Source organism: Flavobacteriales bacterium (assembly GCA_019694795.1).
Taxonomy (GTDB): domain Bacteria; phylum Bacteroidota; class Bacteroidia; order Flavobacteriales_D; family UBA2798; genus UBA2798.
The window spans coordinates 43,655-57,946 of record JAIBBF010000016.1 but is presented as its reverse complement, the minus strand read 5'-3'; the positions used below and the strand labels follow the sequence as shown (position 1 = coordinate 57,946).

Here is a 14,292-nt window from a genome sequence, read left to right as displayed (position 1 = left end):
AGATTTCTATGTTTAAAGTCAAGTGATTTTATCACATTGATAAAAATTCTTCTTTGTACATATAGGGTGCTTGTCTTTCGATTACGGCCCAGATACGGTGTACGAGCTTGTTTCTTACGGCGTTGATTACTGCCATTTTGTTTTTTCCTTCTTTGACTTTTCTGATGTAATAATGTTTGAGTTCAGTTTTTGTTCTTATTGCCGCCATCGCTGCCAGGTGGAGTAGTGTTTTCAGTTTGAGATTTGCCATTTTCGATATTCTGGGTCGTTTGATGATAGTTCCGGATTCATTGGCGAATGGTACTACTCCTGCATAGCAAGCCAGGTGCTTTGCGTTTTCAAAGTTATTGAAGTTATTGGTAATGATTACAAATTGTATTGCGGTTACTTTGCCAACACCTGGAACACTTTGGATCAATTCAACATTTTTCTCTATGCTAGGGCACTGTTCAATACAGTCGTTAATTTTTTGATCAATATCCTTGAGGCTTTTTTTCATTGCTTTCAGTAGTGGTCGGAATAAATCCGAGAGTTGCTTGTACATGCGTGGGTCATGTGATTTGGCTTCACGCAACTGGTTTTCCAAGGCAACCTTTTGCTCCAAGATGGATTGACGTGCTTTGCAGTTGGTGTCAAGAATTTCAATGCTCTCATCGGAAAGCACATGAAGCACTTTTTTGTCCTGATACCGCATAGCATATTCTGCAATACGCAAAGCATCCTTTCGGTCTGACTTACCTCGCATATCTGTGGCTGCACGCTTGATTTTAAGTGCGTGTTCAACCCAAAGAGGAATACCCATTTCATGACAGACACGAATCAATGGCTTGTTGTAAATGCCTGTTGTCTCGCAGCACACAAGAACAGAAGTCGACTCCAACTTCAATTTTTTCATTAGAGCTTTCAAAAAAACAGCAATCTTCTGATCATTGTTTTTGACCACCCGCTCTAGAACAATTGAGTAGTCTGAAAGAATTACGGCACAATCCAACTTTCCTTTGGAAACATCAATGCCAATAAAATACTTTTGATTCATAATTATAATATTTTTGTTTTGCTTCCACAGGAGTGCATTGACTAAGTCCTTGATAATAGGTCGTAAGCCTCAATTTCTATTTGGTCCAGTCACTCAAAGAAACAAGGGTCATAATCTTAGTATAGGCCTAAAAACCTTTAACACTAATTGATTCCCCTTGTTTCTTGTGGAAGTGATTATTCTTCAAATTTAAACACGATACAAACTAAAGGGCACTAAGGATTTTTGAAAGAAGGACACATGGGAAAAAGGTAGTGGGAAGGGGGTAGTGGGGTGTGGGTGTGGGTGTGGGTGTGGGTGTGGGGAGTGATGGGGGGTGGAAATGGGTTTTGGGAGGGGGATATGGATTTTTTTGTGGGGGAAATAAATAAAATACTATATTTGCAGCCTCAAAACCGGCCTCGTAGCTCAACTGAATAGAGCATCTGACTACGGATCAGAAGGTTTCAAGTTTGAATCTTGACGAGGTCACTAAAAATCAACAAGTTAAAAGGAGTGCGAAAGTGCTCCTTTTTTCATTTGCACACATTTTGCACACATTTTTCCGGAATTGGTTTTGTGACTGCCCTTTTTTCTTCTGCTCCTACCCACTTTGGCAGTGCCTCTTGACCATTTGACTGTTCTATTCTACTCTATCCACTTAGGCATCATTTTGGTGATTCATTTCTTATTAAAAATTAATTCAACGAATGAACAAAAGCTTTTCTCACCAAAACAGGATAACATCAACAAATCAAAAGAAACTCTAAATTAGAATGTAGCTAAATAAGGGAAGGCTTCAGTCCCAAAAGTGCGGAATTTCAAAAGCCCAGCAACGCAAAGCCCGAAAACGTTAGCTGCCAGCAATCAAGTCCATATCTTTTAAACTATCTCGTCTCGAACAGGAAGAAACCCCTTTTCACCAAGAGATTTTATAATGCTTCGAAGAAGGTAGCTATTATCAAATCGAAGTACATACTTTCTTGTGCCTTCTTTTTCATGCACAAGCATTTTTTTATCAATTAATTTCCGAATTTGCCTTGATACTTCTGCATCCACCTTTCCAGGAAAGAACTCTTTGATATCAGAAGCCTGAATAACTTGCTGTTCAACTACTTTTTTTAGAATTTTCGATTCGACATCAGTGATGTACTTACGTTCCAGCGCATGACCTATTGCCGGAATTAAAATTTCTTTACTGAGAAAATTCTTATCTAACAACTTATCAATTTTTTCAATCTCCTCCTTTAATCCTTTCAGAACATATTCTATCCATATCATCAGGCCTTCTTCTGTCCCCTTGTCCGCTTCAGATAAATTGGAATAATAATCGTTACGGTTGCTACAGAACACCGCTGTTGGATTTATTATTCTACCAACGTTTACGTTAAATCCAGTTTTTACGAGCATTGCATATGTAAAAAGCCGGACAGTCCGACCATTGCCGTTGCCGTAAGGGTGAATCCAAACAAATCTATGGTGAGCAATTGCAGTCTTTAGCAAATCATATTTTGGACTATCTTCCCTATTAACAAATTCAATCAACTCATTCATGTAATCATCAACACGTAACCACTCAGGTGGTATATGCAAGGATTTATTTATTTTCAAATTTACTCTTCTATATTCACCTGGCGTATTATCGCCTTCGCCATTTGGTGGTGGTAACAAGTCTTCCACAATCATTTTATGCATCTCGCTTAAAAATGCTCTGTTAATTGGATAGTCATTTACGTTCTCCTCAACAAAGGCCATTGCCTTTTCGATATTCTGAATTTCCTTTATGCTGGGAGCAATATTTTTAGTTTCGGTGAGTTTTGTTTCAATATATTCTGCAACTGTTGTATTATTTCCTTCAATTCTTGCGGACCCGATACTTTCAAGAGTATGAAAAATCCGTTTCAACTGAAAAAAAACTTTTGGGTGCGTTGATCCCACTAAAGGTTTCTTGCGCAAATAGTCTAACTCGATGATTAAATCGGTCAAAGAAGATCCAAAAGATGGTTCTACCAGTTTTAGATCATAATGTAAAAATTTCGCTTCTGACATTTTAAAATCCTGCTAAGATGATTTAACAATATTAAAATCAACAATTAACACTTTAAATATAAACAGCCCTACATATCAATTGATTACAAATATACACCATTTTACCACAATTAACAAATATATCAACTAACATTTACACATTAGTCCCTATGACAATTGACGACTATTGGCCAGAATTGAACAAGAAAACTGAGGTTTTTACAGCAGCACATTTGAACACAGAAAAGCCAGCAGCTAACATCGCAAAAAAAGTAAAAGCGCATTTGGTACACTCACTTTCTGTTTTTCCTAGCAGCAACGCTGCACAAAAAATTTTTAATCACAGAAATTTATTAAAAATATTTTTGCGCAGCTTGGCGGGTTAGCATTAAGTTCAGTACTTTAATCAAGGCTGCGCTACTACTTTTATGCGTAGTCCGTAAGCGGTAATACCCTTTTTAGACCAATTTGGGCGTTTTGGATGACTACAATCAGCGCTATTCTTTTTTGCTGTAAAATGCAATTCATCTTTATCAATTTTATTTCTTAGCAATAAAGCAATCGAGCTTTGCATACTTTGCAAGGTGACTCATCCCTTTGCTGGAGCTTTTATTAATAGAATTTAATTCCGCACAATGGCGGTCTCGCTCGGTTAAAACTCATTGCGCTGTTTTGGCTCTTTGCTTCGCTTTTAAAGCAGGTTTTCTATCCAATGCTATGCATATGGAGGTGACAGGTGTTTCTTTGTCTTATGATACCACTAAGATGCTGTAGCTTTGCACTACCTATAACACGGCCTTTGTGTAAGCCGGGTCACCAACTAAAAATGGTTAACCCAACTCCCTTTCCATTTTTTTTGCTATTTTTCTTTTCGTAACCTTTTTCCGACCTACTCAAAGCCCGAAACAGCTACAATAAATCGTAAATCGAAATCCATCAATATTTCAGTGCCCTTTATTACTGCTTCACATCCAAATACTGCGGCTTAAACCATTTTTAGCTCCGCCAGACTATAATTATGCATTAAGATTGTTGAATTAAATTCAACACAATGCTCGAAAAATTCAGAACACAGTATGAAAAGAAACTATCCGTAAAACTGATAACAGTTTTCCTGGTTGTAGTTGCCTCCATCGCTATCATGATTCCAATTGTACAGCTTGCTTTGCTGTTTGGAGTAGATTTGATGAAAGACAATAATGTTCAAATGAAGGTTGATTTTGGTAACGTCTTTTTCTTCTTTCTTTTTGGCACTTGCACGATTGCAATTATTGGCCTGGCACAGAAATTCCTCCACAAAAGCACACTCGCTGATCTCGGATTTAGAACCAAAATTTTAAAGCATTTCTTCATTGGTTTTTTGGCTGGCGTGTTGATGCTAGCACTGGAATACCTGGTGCTGGGTATAAGCGCAGGAAAGGTCCAATTTGTCTCGCTAATTCCCAACAATGTTTCCATAGCAGCATATATTGCTTATTACAGCTATTATTTCTTTGGGGTATTAATTTGGAATTCTTTCATTGAAGAATTGGCTTGTCGCGCTTTTCCTATTGAAGCACTACGGAAACAACTTAATCCACACATTATTTTCACACTAATAGGCCTAGTTTTTACTTTGGGACATTTTATTGTTCGCGAATTCGATATTGCTTATGCGATAGACTTGCTTATCGTCTCTTATGCTTTGTCCGGGATTTACTATTATTCCAGTTCCATTTGGTTGGCCATTGGAGTGCACACTGGCATCAATTGGTTTGGTTTTTCCTTTAGCGGAGCAATAGAAAACTGGAAATTAGGGGCCTTGGTTCGAATTGAAATTCAAGATATTCCAACAGGCATTTTTTATGCTACGGGTCCGCTCATTGGAATAGCCGTTTTCCTGCTTGTGCGACTTGCCCATAAAAAAGGGCTTTTCGATAAAAAACTAAGCTAGAAAAGGAACAACATCTATCTTTACACCACATGGCAAAGGCAACCAAGAACAACAGTTTTCGCATTTACCCTTGGGTATTCATCCCGTTAGTGGCATTGGTCTACTACACGACATTTTACATGATGAGTATGATGAGCGATGCAGATTATGGTTTCGATTGGATTGCCGTGCTCATTTTTACCATTCAATTTGGGGTAATTTGGTGGCTTTCTCAATTTACTCTTGATCGGTTGCTAATAAGAGGATGGAAGATGAACATTCCATTTTTCCTCCTTGGCGTAACTGCAATTGTTTTATTAAACGAATGTATCTATTTTACCTTTAGGAGTATTTACGTCACTATCAAGTATCCGGAATTTCCTTTATTCAATTGGTTTCTGCTTACTATCACCACACTTGAAGGTCTATTAAAAGGAATTATGATTATGAGCCTTTTGTTCAGTCTCCATTTTTTCAAGCGATGGAGACTAGAAAACGAAGAAAATGAACGCTTAAAACGAAACGAACTGGAACTACAGAACCGAGCCTTAAAAAGTCAGTTAAATCCCCATTTTCTATTCAATAATCTGAACACATTATCTGGATTAATCCGGCAGGATCCAGTGATTGCAAATGAATTTTTAAAAGAAATGTCGGACATGTATCGCTACATATTAAAAACAACTGAATCGGAGGTTGTCCCATTGATGGAAGAAATACAATTTGCAGAAAGCTACACCCGTTTACTTAAAAAACGTTTCGGTAAAAACTTCAATTACTCCACTGAAGTAAATGATTTCAATTATGTACTCCCCCCCATTTCACTGCACTTATTGTTAGAAAATGTTATCAAACACAATAGGATTGACGAAGAATGTCCTCTGTATTTAACCATTAAACAAAAGGAAGATTCATTGGTGGTTGAAAATACAATCAGCCGAAAGAATAATGTGGATTCTACAAAAAAAGGACTGCAGATTTTAAGAGAGCAATATAGCTTTCTCACCAACAAATCCATTGAAATAAACGAAAAGAACAACTTGTTCTCGGTTAAACTACCTTTATTGAAAATAACAAGATGAATGTATTAATAATAGAAGATGAAGAAAGCGCTTTTGAAAACTTGAAATGCATCTTGATGGAAATTGATCCATCAATTTACATCGTATCCTGGTTACAGAGCGTTGAACAATCCATCCAATGGTTTAAAACAAATGATTTTCCTGATCTCATCTTTTTAGACATTCAATTAAGCGATGATTTGAGTTTTAAAATCTTTGAGTCGGTTGCCGTATCAGTCCCTATTGTATTTACAACTGCTTTTGATGAATACGCCATCAAAGCCTTCGAGATAAACAGTATTGATTACATTCTAAAGCCCATCTCAAGGAGCAGTATAGAAAAGTCAATTACGAAATTTAAGTCGTGTATAAACCGAGCTCCTTATTCATACAATAATCTGATTCAGGATCTAAAGTCTTTTTCGCAGCATCAACCCTATAAAGAACGATTTTTGGTAAACAAAGCAGATGAATTATTAATCATTCCAACCGCAGATATCTCCTATTTCTTTAAGGATAACGAAACTTACATTGTATTAAAAAATGGAGAGCGCTACGCCATAAAATTTACCTTAGATGAGCTTATTCTTGTGTTAAACCCTAACCAATTCTATAGAATCAATCGTCAAATGATTGTTAGCGTTAATGCCATATCTAAAATTACATTGTGGTTCAAAGGAAAACTAAAACTGCAGTTGATTCCGGAATTTAATACTACGGTTTTTGTTAGTAGAGAAGGTGCAACAAAATTTAAAGCCTGGATGGACAAATAAAGACTTTTGATTACACCGCTATCTAACCATATTTAGAAAATTAAGGAAAAATGTAATCTAGATGTAAGTACCCCATTTACCCAACAAAAGAAAAATAGAAATCATTAGTATTCCATTATTCAAGCAGAAATGTAACTTTACTTCATTGATGCGTATATATTAGGAACTCCACATTCTTTTTCCTATTTTACACTACTCGATTAATCTATATCCATGCTAAAACACCTCCTCCCTCTATTCCTTTTTCTGAGTTGCTCGGCACGGGAAAAGGATAATCATCCTATATCAGCATCCAACGATCTTCGGGGGAACTGGGCAGTACCGCAGGTGGAAGGTCATTGGAAACTGGTAGCAAGTACCATTGTTAAAGATGTACCTTTTATCAAACCTGATCTCAAAAAACAAAATGATTTAATCGCAAGGGAAGAGGGTCCCTTCGAATATTACCGTCAAGGCGATCTCGTTTTTGAAAAGGACAGTCTCTTTCAAATCGATTACCCAATGGAAATCATCACGCGCTCTAAATTCAATATCGATACCGGTTACATTGTTACCCAATTCGGGGATTATACGAGCGCCTGTCCGATGGAACAACGAAACGACACCTTATACCGCTATGTGCCGGGAACCTATGGTCCGGAGTACCTAAAAGAAGCCTACATAAAAACGGAGTTTAGCGATAGTACCTTAAGCTTTTTAAAAAAGTACCGTGTCAACTACCCCGAACTGGCCGGCAAATGGTACTTGCAACGCGAGTATGATTACGATTACGGTACCCATTATGAATTGAAATTCCCCTATACCCTGCCCGATTCCATTGAAATAACCAAAGCGCAATTTGTAACGGCCTTAAGTCAAAAAAATGTCTATTGGATAAAAACCAGCGGAAAAAAACGGGATTATTATTTTTGGTATGATCATCCCTATTTACACGTTACACCGGGATCCTGGTACAAAGGAGATGATCCCTGGATTCATTTCAGGAGGGGGGATTAAATGGAATCATAAACAGCAAAAACAATTTGAATAAAAAAACAAGGAATGCTTAACATGGAAAATTCCTTTTTAAAATTAGTATTCGGTTTTTGGTTATCCATTACCTTTCTATGGTGTGCATGCAATCAAAAGGCGGTATCAGATTACCCTAAGCCATCCAGCACAGCTGAAAATCCATCATTATCTGAGAAGCCCGCAGAACCGGATGTTCAGTTGACCTTTTTCGATACAACCTTATTCCTGGAGGAGATTAATCGTTTTATACCAACCATTACATCCATAAAAAAAGAATTTGTTTGCAGTATAAACAAAGAGGAAACTGATGCGGCAGTACAAGTTGCATTTCAGGGCAGTTCTACAAACTCCGATCTTGTAAAAATGAATATTATCCATTATAAATTTTTCGCACCGGAAGATATAGTGTATAAAACAATTTCGGTGACGAGTTATGAACACCAGGATACGTCAACGATTAATCAACTTTTTACTGCAATGAAAAACGGTAATGGATCTGTTCCTGTACTATTCCCAAATGCTCAAAATTTTGTATATAAATCAGCGAATCACATTTTCTGGATCAACACCTATGCTTTCTATCCGTACCAGAATTTCATGAAGATCAAGGAAAGCCTGAGAAGATCTCTAAAAAATTATTTATTTGAAGATTCCATTCGTTCTACACTGGGATATAAATAGTATGAAACCAAAAAAGTATAAAATGACCTGCCCATGTTGTGGCTACATCTGCAGAAGCGATTCTCCTAAAGGTCATTTTAACACTTGCGAAATTTGCTTTTGGGAAGATGATCCGATACAATCAGAAGATCCCAACTATTCCGGAGGGGCCAATGACATTTCCTTAAAAGATGCACAACGAAATTTCAACCTATTTGGAGCATGTAATAAAGAATTCCTGAAATTTGTTCGTCCGGTCAATGAGTTGGATATCAGAGATCCGGAATGGAACTATTTTAAGGATTAGTGGGTTATTTCGGTGGATTTTTGCTATCTTTTGTCATAATTAAATTTGGGAATGAACAAAAAAACCGGAGTCTTACTTAATTCCATTTTCATTTGGCTCTTTTTTCAAATTGCCGCTGACGTCAATGCTCAGGTGGATAGTACCAACCAAAAGGCTGTTTCATTAGCTAAACAAGAATTAACCTATTATTGGCATGGGAGATTTTGTCCCAATCTGAAAAACACACTCTTCATTTACGGATTTAAAATTGAATGTGTCGGTTGTGAATTAAATAACCGAATTCGAAGAAATAATAGAAGGGTTATTAAAAAAATTAATCGTGTATATGGTGAAAATTGGTTCGAGCAAAACAAAGGAAATTTTTACTTTTCATAAGGTTAAATTAGCCAATGGATGAAATTATATGGTGATGAATCAGTTAAAATGGCACAAAAAATAATATTTTTTATAATAATCAATTTTATCATTTTAAATGTACACTCACAGGTACCATTTTACTATTCAATAAAAAAAGTAGAGGGCCTTGTCTATTCAAAGGATCATTTGCCTATCCATGTAAAAGTGGTTTCGAGAAGAAAACTAAACATTCAAGGTTGTAATGACCCTGAATTAGACACCTTGCTGCGCACGCTTCAATTGACAAGAACAGGAAGAAAATACCTGGAACATTTAATTACCAGCTCTTCCAAAATAACAATTGAAATTGAACCTAAGGTTGGCATCATCTATTATTCCGGCAAATACTATTTAATGGCAGGTTTAACAGGTCCCAGTGAAAATCAATCCGACTCCCTGATACAGGAATCTTCTAACTTAAAAGTCAAAAACAGGAGAAAAAATACAAATTGGGTTTTTCAGGAAAATACCATAACCATTTTTTCGGAATCAATAAATTATAGTCTTGACAGCAATTACAGCATCAAAAAAGAAAATGTGGTGCTGTTTGACCACAAAAAAAATGAGCACATAGCGCATTTTAATCTTGATACGATTAAAATTGAACCCGTGCAACATCCGGAAATGCTCTATCAAAATAAGCGAGAGCTATATTATTTTTGTTTCATTCACGAAATTTTCCATACTACACCTAAAAACATTGCTCTTCAAATTGAAAAAAACAATCCTGAATCGGATGCTTATAAAATCGAAAAAAAACTTTTTAAAAAAAGAAAAAAAATAAATAAACTGAAACTAAAAAAGTAATTGTTGCACTAAGAAAATATTTAAGGTTATTCGTATCATAATATTCATATAAAATGGACTTCTCCCCTTTTAATCCAATAGTAAAACTTTGCCTTCAAGGCATGGAAATGGAGGCGAATAGTCAAACCACAGAGGCTGGAGAATACTATTTGCAAGCCTGGAATGAAGCACAGGATGATTTCGGTAAATTTCTGGCCGCTTATTATTATTCCGGAATTCAGAAGGATCAAAACCTGCAATTGCATTGGTTAAGGATATCTGTTCAGCATGCAAAGGCTAGTCCTTCCATTGCTGCAAGGACCGCATTACTGACCCTTTACCAAAAAATAGTTCAGTTATTGGAACATGAGAATGAAAACTCAGTTACAGAAGCGTATAAAAAGGAGATAGAAGCTTTAATAAATCATCCGCCGGATCCAGGTCCTTTTTATCATGGTACTAAAGCGGAATTAGAAATTGGAGATTACCTATACCCCGGAAACAGATCAAATTATCAGGCGCAATTAACCATGAATCATATTTATTTTACGGCACTAATCAATGGAGCAGGATTAGCGGCAGCATTGGCTAACGGAGAAGGGAATGAACAGGTTTACATGATAGAACCATGTGGTGCTTTTGAAAATGATCCGAATGTTACGGATAAAAAATTCCCCGGTAATCCGACGCGCTCCTATCGTTCTGCTGCGCCATTAAAAATTATAGGACGGTTAGATCATTGGGAAAGATATCCGCAGGATGAAATCGAAAAATTCAAACAAAAAATAGAACAGGCAAATGGTAAAATCATCAATTAATACCGGAAACGAACAAGAACAAAAATGAAACAACTCCTTTTGCCTCATTGGTTATTTGGAATATCGGGACTCCTCTTTCTGGTCCTTGCTCTTGCCATTGGTGGACAATTAGAAATGAACTGCCACGACACCTATTATATCATCCAATTCAGTCACATTGGTCTAATGGTATTCATGATGCAAGTTTTTTATGCAGTCGTCTATTTTATTTTGCGTAGATACCTCATCTTTGCTGCCGGTATTTTTCATTTTCTCCTTGCAACACCATTATTGGTTTTCATTTACGTTTTTATCATTCAAAATATTCAGACCAATATCAATCAGTCGACACCCTATTTTAATGAAGGCTATCAATTATTCACCTATATCTGTTTGTTTATAGGCGGACAATTATTCTTTCTGATCAATAGTATTACCGCCATTTTAAAATGGACGAAAATCAAATCATCCAATAATTAATCTCTACCATGAAAGAATTTGCCCTCTTTTTCAGAATGAATCTCAGCGATCCTTCACAACAACCCAGTGAGGAACAAATGATCGAATACATGAACAGCTGGAATGTTTGGATTCAGTCGATTCGCGAAAAGAATCAACTCATTCCGGGAGGCAATCACTTTTCTAAAAAGGGAACGGTTCTGCTTCCGGGAAAACAACAAAAAGAAGGACCCTACGAAAGTGATAATTGTTCGGTGGCAGGATATATTCTCATTCGGGTGAATACCATGGAAGAGGCCATTAATATTGCAAAAGAATGTCCTATTCTAAACGGAAAAAACACCAGTGTTGAAGTCCGCGAAACCCATACCAGCGAGATGAATCAACATTCATAAGGAAATGCTCATTCTGCTCATCTGCCAAAAATGCTTATCTTTCATATGAATTTCCAGAAGCAGAGCGAAATGACATTCATAAAATTACTTCCGCTTTTTTATTGGATCGTTAACCTGACCGTTTTCGCCGGTATTCAAACGCAAATTCCATGCGATGGATTTCTTTGTGTTATTCCAATGATGGTTCTTAGCTGGACTATCTTTTTTGTTAGCACGGGACTTCTCATTTATCTTCATCCGCTTAAATTGAAAGACTATTGGAAAAGCGCATTGTTACTTTGCACCCTTGTGATGTTCATTTATTTCATCGTTTACAATAACTTTCTCGATCTTCATACCTACACCACCTACCAATGGTGGATCGATTATTCAGTTCCGGGAATGCTGTTGTCATTAGCAATTACCATCTCCATTTACCTGAACCATAAAGCACCGAAAGCGTGAATCAGGAACACGTATTATTCTGGACCAAAATAAAAAACTTCGAGCTCGACGATCCCGATGTGGACTTCAGTTTTTCTGATCGTTTGGCGCGTGAAAATGGTTGGAGCATCGAATTTGCACTTCGGGCCATTGAAGAATACAAAAAGTTTATGTTTTTGATTTCCGTTTGTAAAGAACCTTTAACACCTTCCGACCAGGTAGATCAGGTCTGGCATTTGCATTTAATCTACACCCATTCCTATTGGGAAGAATTCTGCGGTGAGATTCTGGGGCACCCGGTTCACCATGGTCCAACCAAAGGCGGTAATCAGGAGCGAAACAAATATGTGAACCTCTACCAAAACACCTTAATGAGGTATAAACACTATTTCGGTTATGAAGCACCAAAAGACATTTGGCCGGAATCTTCAATTCGTTTCAGCGAAATAGAATTCCGCCGTGTCAACATGAATCGCTATTGGGTAATTTCTAAATTTCATCGTTTAAAAAAATGATGTATCTCGAACAAATTCGTCCTGCCGAAAACCTGATTTTGCTCTACAACAATAAAGCAAATCACAAAGAAGTGCTAAAACTTACCCTGGCCGATTTATTACTTCGTCAGGTATTGGAAATCACGACTGAAATCAAACAAGGATCCAGAAAATCGCGTGAGATAAAATACATTCAGCGCGGAGTTCTTTTTGATGCCTACCATCCGCATCACTTCGAAAAACCGTTTATCAGTCCCTTTCAAAAAAGTCCCGGCATCCGCATCATTATGCAGAAGTACAGTAAAATAATTTATCAGAATACGGGAACTGAACCAGAGTTCAATTATCAATTGATAAAACATTCCGGAATACGATTGTTTTTTAGTCAGAATATTTTTCAGCGCATTTTTAATCGCTTTCGCCTTAATGATTTGGGTGAAAACGCAAGAAATGAACTCCTCGAAGAGATAGGGAATATGGAGCGGCAATTGCAATACCTGATCAAAGAAGACCGCGAAAAAGCGATAGCTGTAATTCGTTCCCTGCATGGAAATATTTATCTGCTAAAAGGAATCAACAGTTCAGAAATAAATTATCTCGACGAACTAGTGAAAGCAACCATTTATTCCTCCTATGGCACCTACAATGGTGAAGGTTGTTTTAGTTTTACCACTACCGATTTTGGTTGCTCTTCCTGCTCGGGTGATGGTTGTAGCGGTTGTAGCGGATGTAGTGGTTGTGGCGGATGTGGAGGAGCTTAAAAAAATTGAACATGAAAAAAACAAAAATATTAATCGCCGGAATTGGAGGTGTTGGTGGATTTTTCGGAGGAAAACTGGCTGCCTTTTATAAGAGCAATCCGGAGGTTGAAATTTCATTCCTGGTCCGTGGTCCCCATTTAGAAAAAATCAGGGAGAAGGGATTAGAAGTCAGAACAACCACCGGAACCTTGATGGCACATCCCTTTCATGCCGGCGATCAGTTTGATTCATCGCATCGATTCGATTTTATTTTTATTGCCTGCAAAAGTTATGATCTGGAGAAGGTCCTCCACGATATTTCCAACAACCTTCATTCCAATACCGTGATTATTCCTTTGCTCAATGGAATTGATCATCATGAAAAAATCAACCATCAATTCCCTAATCACGCTGTTGCTGATGCTTGTGTTTATATTGTTGCACGAAAAATAGCTCCCGGTATCATTGAGAACAGCGGGAACATTCAAAAATTATTTTTCGGATTTCCCCAAAAAGAAGATGAACGATTACATCTCTTGTTTCAACTTCTCGTTCAATCCGAAATCGAAGCGAACTTAACAACGGAAATTCAATCGACCGTTTGGGAAAAATATATTTTCCTTTCCCCTATTGCGTGCATCACTTCTTGTTATGATCGCACCATAGGTGAAGTATTGGCGCAAGAAGATTCCTATACGGATTTACTTTCCCTATTGGATGAAATCCTTCAACTGGCCAACTTTAAACAGATTCACATTCATCCTGAACTTCGAATGAAAACCATCGAAAAATGGAAATCACTCCCCTATTCCAGCACCAGTTCCATGCATAGCGATTTTAAGGCCAATTCATCCAGAACCGAACTGGAATCTTTGTGTGTTTATGTTTTGAAAGAGTTGCAGCAATATAAACCTGCTGAATGGAATTATGGAAAAATTGCACGTATTCTTAAGGAGAAATCGATGGACGCTACCGGGTTAAATTAAATACAGTGTTTTATTTGAGCGTATTTCAATAGGTCGTTTCGCCTTCCGC

The 14,292-nt window shown here is 37.2% G+C and carries 18 protein-coding genes and 1 tRNA gene; 17 read left to right on the top strand and 2 right to left on the bottom strand.

The features are described from left to right. Positions 1–31 precede the first annotated feature (31 nt). A complete protein-coding gene (locus K1X56_07220; protein ID MBX7094491.1) occupies positions 32–1,036 on the bottom strand; it encodes an IS110 family transposase in 1,005 nt (334 codons plus the stop codon). A gap of 397 nt (positions 1,037–1,433) precedes the next feature. Between K1X56_07220 and K1X56_07215 the strand changes: the two genes are divergently transcribed. Further along, a tRNA-Arg gene (locus K1X56_07215) sits at positions 1,434–1,507 on the top strand. A gap of 390 nt (positions 1,508–1,897) precedes the next feature. Here the strand turns inward: K1X56_07215 and K1X56_07210 are convergent. After that, positions 1,898–3,064 carry a Fic family protein gene (locus K1X56_07210; protein ID MBX7094490.1) on the bottom strand — a complete coding sequence of 389 codons (1,167 nt, stop codon included), beginning with the start codon at positions 3,062–3,064 and terminating at the stop codon, positions 1,898–1,900. Between the two features lie 149 nt (positions 3,065–3,213). On the opposite strand from K1X56_07210, the gene K1X56_07205 reads away from it, so the two are divergent. From K1X56_07205 to K1X56_07130, 16 genes are all read left to right on the top strand, one after another. Beyond that, positions 3,214–3,429 (top strand): hypothetical protein, encoded by a 216-nt coding sequence (locus K1X56_07205; GenBank protein ID MBX7094489.1) that lies wholly within the window; start codon positions 3,214–3,216, stop codon positions 3,427–3,429. 665 nt (positions 3,430–4,094) lie between these two features. Then, positions 4,095–4,976: a CPBP family intramembrane metalloprotease gene (locus K1X56_07200; protein ID MBX7094488.1), complete on the top strand. Its 882-nt coding sequence runs from the start codon at positions 4,095–4,097 to the stop codon at positions 4,974–4,976. A gap of 29 nt (positions 4,977–5,005) precedes the next feature. Beyond that, on the top strand, positions 5,006–6,037 hold the full coding sequence (locus tag K1X56_07195) for a histidine kinase (GenBank protein ID MBX7094487.1): 1,032 nt from the start codon (positions 5,006–5,008) through the stop codon (positions 6,035–6,037). Continuing rightward, the gene (locus K1X56_07190) at positions 6,034–6,789 is read left to right on the top strand and encodes a LytTR family DNA-binding domain-containing protein (protein MBX7094486.1); all 756 of its coding nucleotides are present in this window, start codon (positions 6,034–6,036) and stop codon (positions 6,787–6,789) included. The genes K1X56_07195 and K1X56_07190 overlap by 4 nt, the downstream gene beginning before the upstream one ends. 213 nt (positions 6,790–7,002) lie before the next feature. Continuing rightward, the gene (locus tag K1X56_07185) at positions 7,003–7,785 is read left to right on the top strand and encodes a hypothetical protein (GenBank protein ID MBX7094485.1); all 783 of its coding nucleotides are present in this window, start codon (positions 7,003–7,005) and stop codon (positions 7,783–7,785) included. Between the two features lie 54 nt (positions 7,786–7,839). After that, positions 7,840–8,481: a hypothetical protein gene (locus K1X56_07180; protein MBX7094484.1), complete on the top strand. Its 642-nt coding sequence runs from the start codon at positions 7,840–7,842 to the stop codon at positions 8,479–8,481. A gap of 1 nt (position 8,482) precedes the next feature. Beyond that, positions 8,483–8,767: a hydrolase gene (locus K1X56_07175; GenBank protein MBX7094483.1), complete on the top strand. Its 285-nt coding sequence runs from the start codon at positions 8,483–8,485 to the stop codon at positions 8,765–8,767. A 51-nt stretch (positions 8,768–8,818) separates the two neighbouring features. After that, positions 8,819–9,142, top strand: a complete 324-nt coding sequence (locus K1X56_07170; GenBank protein MBX7094482.1) for a hypothetical protein — start codon at positions 8,819–8,821, stop codon at positions 9,140–9,142. 18 nt (positions 9,143–9,160) lie between these two features. Then, a complete protein-coding gene (locus K1X56_07165) occupies positions 9,161–9,970 on the top strand; it encodes a hypothetical protein (protein MBX7094481.1) in 810 nt (269 codons plus the stop codon). Positions 9,971–10,023: 53 nt separating this feature from the next. Next, positions 10,024–10,767, top strand: coding sequence for an NAD(+)--rifampin ADP-ribosyltransferase (arr, locus tag K1X56_07160; protein ID MBX7094480.1), 744 nt, complete (start codon positions 10,024–10,026; stop codon positions 10,765–10,767). Positions 10,768–10,791: 24 nt separating this feature from the next. Further along, entirely contained in the window at positions 10,792–11,226 is a 435-nt protein-coding gene (locus tag K1X56_07155; protein MBX7094479.1) for a hypothetical protein, read from the top strand. Between the two features lie 8 nt (positions 11,227–11,234). Then, complete coding sequence (locus K1X56_07150) at positions 11,235–11,600, top strand: hypothetical protein (GenBank protein MBX7094478.1); 366 nt, start codon at positions 11,235–11,237, stop codon at positions 11,598–11,600. A gap of 45 nt (positions 11,601–11,645) precedes the next feature. Further along, positions 11,646–12,044 carry a hypothetical protein gene (locus tag K1X56_07145; GenBank protein MBX7094477.1) on the top strand — a complete coding sequence of 133 codons (399 nt, stop codon included), beginning with the start codon at positions 11,646–11,648 and terminating at the stop codon, positions 12,042–12,044. Continuing rightward, the gene (locus tag K1X56_07140) at positions 12,041–12,538 is read left to right on the top strand and encodes a hypothetical protein (GenBank protein ID MBX7094476.1); all 498 of its coding nucleotides are present in this window, start codon (positions 12,041–12,043) and stop codon (positions 12,536–12,538) included. The genes K1X56_07145 and K1X56_07140 overlap by 4 nt, the downstream gene beginning before the upstream one ends. Then, positions 12,535–13,278: a hypothetical protein gene (locus tag K1X56_07135; GenBank protein ID MBX7094475.1), complete on the top strand. Its 744-nt coding sequence runs from the start codon at positions 12,535–12,537 to the stop codon at positions 13,276–13,278. The genes K1X56_07140 and K1X56_07135 overlap by 4 nt, the downstream gene beginning before the upstream one ends. Positions 13,279–13,289: 11 nt before the next feature. Then, positions 13,290–14,243 (top strand): 2-dehydropantoate 2-reductase, encoded by a 954-nt coding sequence (locus K1X56_07130; GenBank protein MBX7094474.1) that lies wholly within the window; start codon positions 13,290–13,292, stop codon positions 14,241–14,243. Positions 14,244–14,292 lie beyond the last annotated feature (49 nt).

Bases quoted from the DNA above. Each gene is read 5' to 3' on its own strand.
- K1X56_07175 (MBX7094483.1), top strand. From the start codon at position 8,483: ATGAAACCAAAAAAGTATAAAATGACCTGCCCATGTTGTGGCTACATC.
- K1X56_07130 (MBX7094474.1), top strand. From the start codon at position 13,290: ATGAAAAAAACAAAAATATTAATCGCCGGAATTGGAGGTGTTGGTGGA.
- K1X56_07150 (MBX7094478.1), top strand. From the start codon at position 11,235: ATGAAAGAATTTGCCCTCTTTTTCAGAATGAATCTCAGCGATCCTTCA.
- K1X56_07135 (MBX7094475.1), top strand. From the start codon at position 12,535: ATGATGTATCTCGAACAAATTCGTCCTGCCGAAAACCTGATTTTGCTC.
- K1X56_07190 (MBX7094486.1), top strand. From the start codon at position 6,034: ATGAATGTATTAATAATAGAAGATGAAGAAAGCGCTTTTGAAAACTTG.
- K1X56_07165 (MBX7094481.1), top strand. From the start codon at position 9,161: ATGAAATTATATGGTGATGAATCAGTTAAAATGGCACAAAAAATAATA.
- K1X56_07170 (MBX7094482.1), top strand. From the start codon at position 8,819: ATGAACAAAAAAACCGGAGTCTTACTTAATTCCATTTTCATTTGGCTC.
- K1X56_07200 (MBX7094488.1), top strand. From the start codon at position 4,095: ATGCTCGAAAAATTCAGAACACAGTATGAAAAGAAACTATCCGTAAAA.
- K1X56_07220 (MBX7094491.1), bottom strand. From the start codon at position 1,036: ATGAATCAAAAGTATTTTATTGGCATTGATGTTTCCAAAGGAAAGTTG.
- arr (MBX7094480.1), top strand. From the start codon at position 10,024: ATGGACTTCTCCCCTTTTAATCCAATAGTAAAACTTTGCCTTCAAGGC.
- K1X56_07210 (MBX7094490.1), bottom strand. From the start codon at position 3,064: ATGTCAGAAGCGAAATTTTTACATTATGATCTAAAACTGGTAGAACCA.
- K1X56_07180 (MBX7094484.1), top strand. From the start codon at position 7,840: ATGGAAAATTCCTTTTTAAAATTAGTATTCGGTTTTTGGTTATCCATT.
- K1X56_07195 (MBX7094487.1), top strand. From the start codon at position 5,006: ATGGCAAAGGCAACCAAGAACAACAGTTTTCGCATTTACCCTTGGGTA.
- K1X56_07205 (MBX7094489.1), top strand. From the start codon at position 3,214: ATGACAATTGACGACTATTGGCCAGAATTGAACAAGAAAACTGAGGTT.
- K1X56_07155 (MBX7094479.1), top strand. From the start codon at position 10,792: ATGAAACAACTCCTTTTGCCTCATTGGTTATTTGGAATATCGGGACTC.
- K1X56_07185 (MBX7094485.1), top strand. From the start codon at position 7,003: ATGCTAAAACACCTCCTCCCTCTATTCCTTTTTCTGAGTTGCTCGGCA.
- K1X56_07145 (MBX7094477.1), top strand. From the start codon at position 11,646: ATGAATTTCCAGAAGCAGAGCGAAATGACATTCATAAAATTACTTCCG.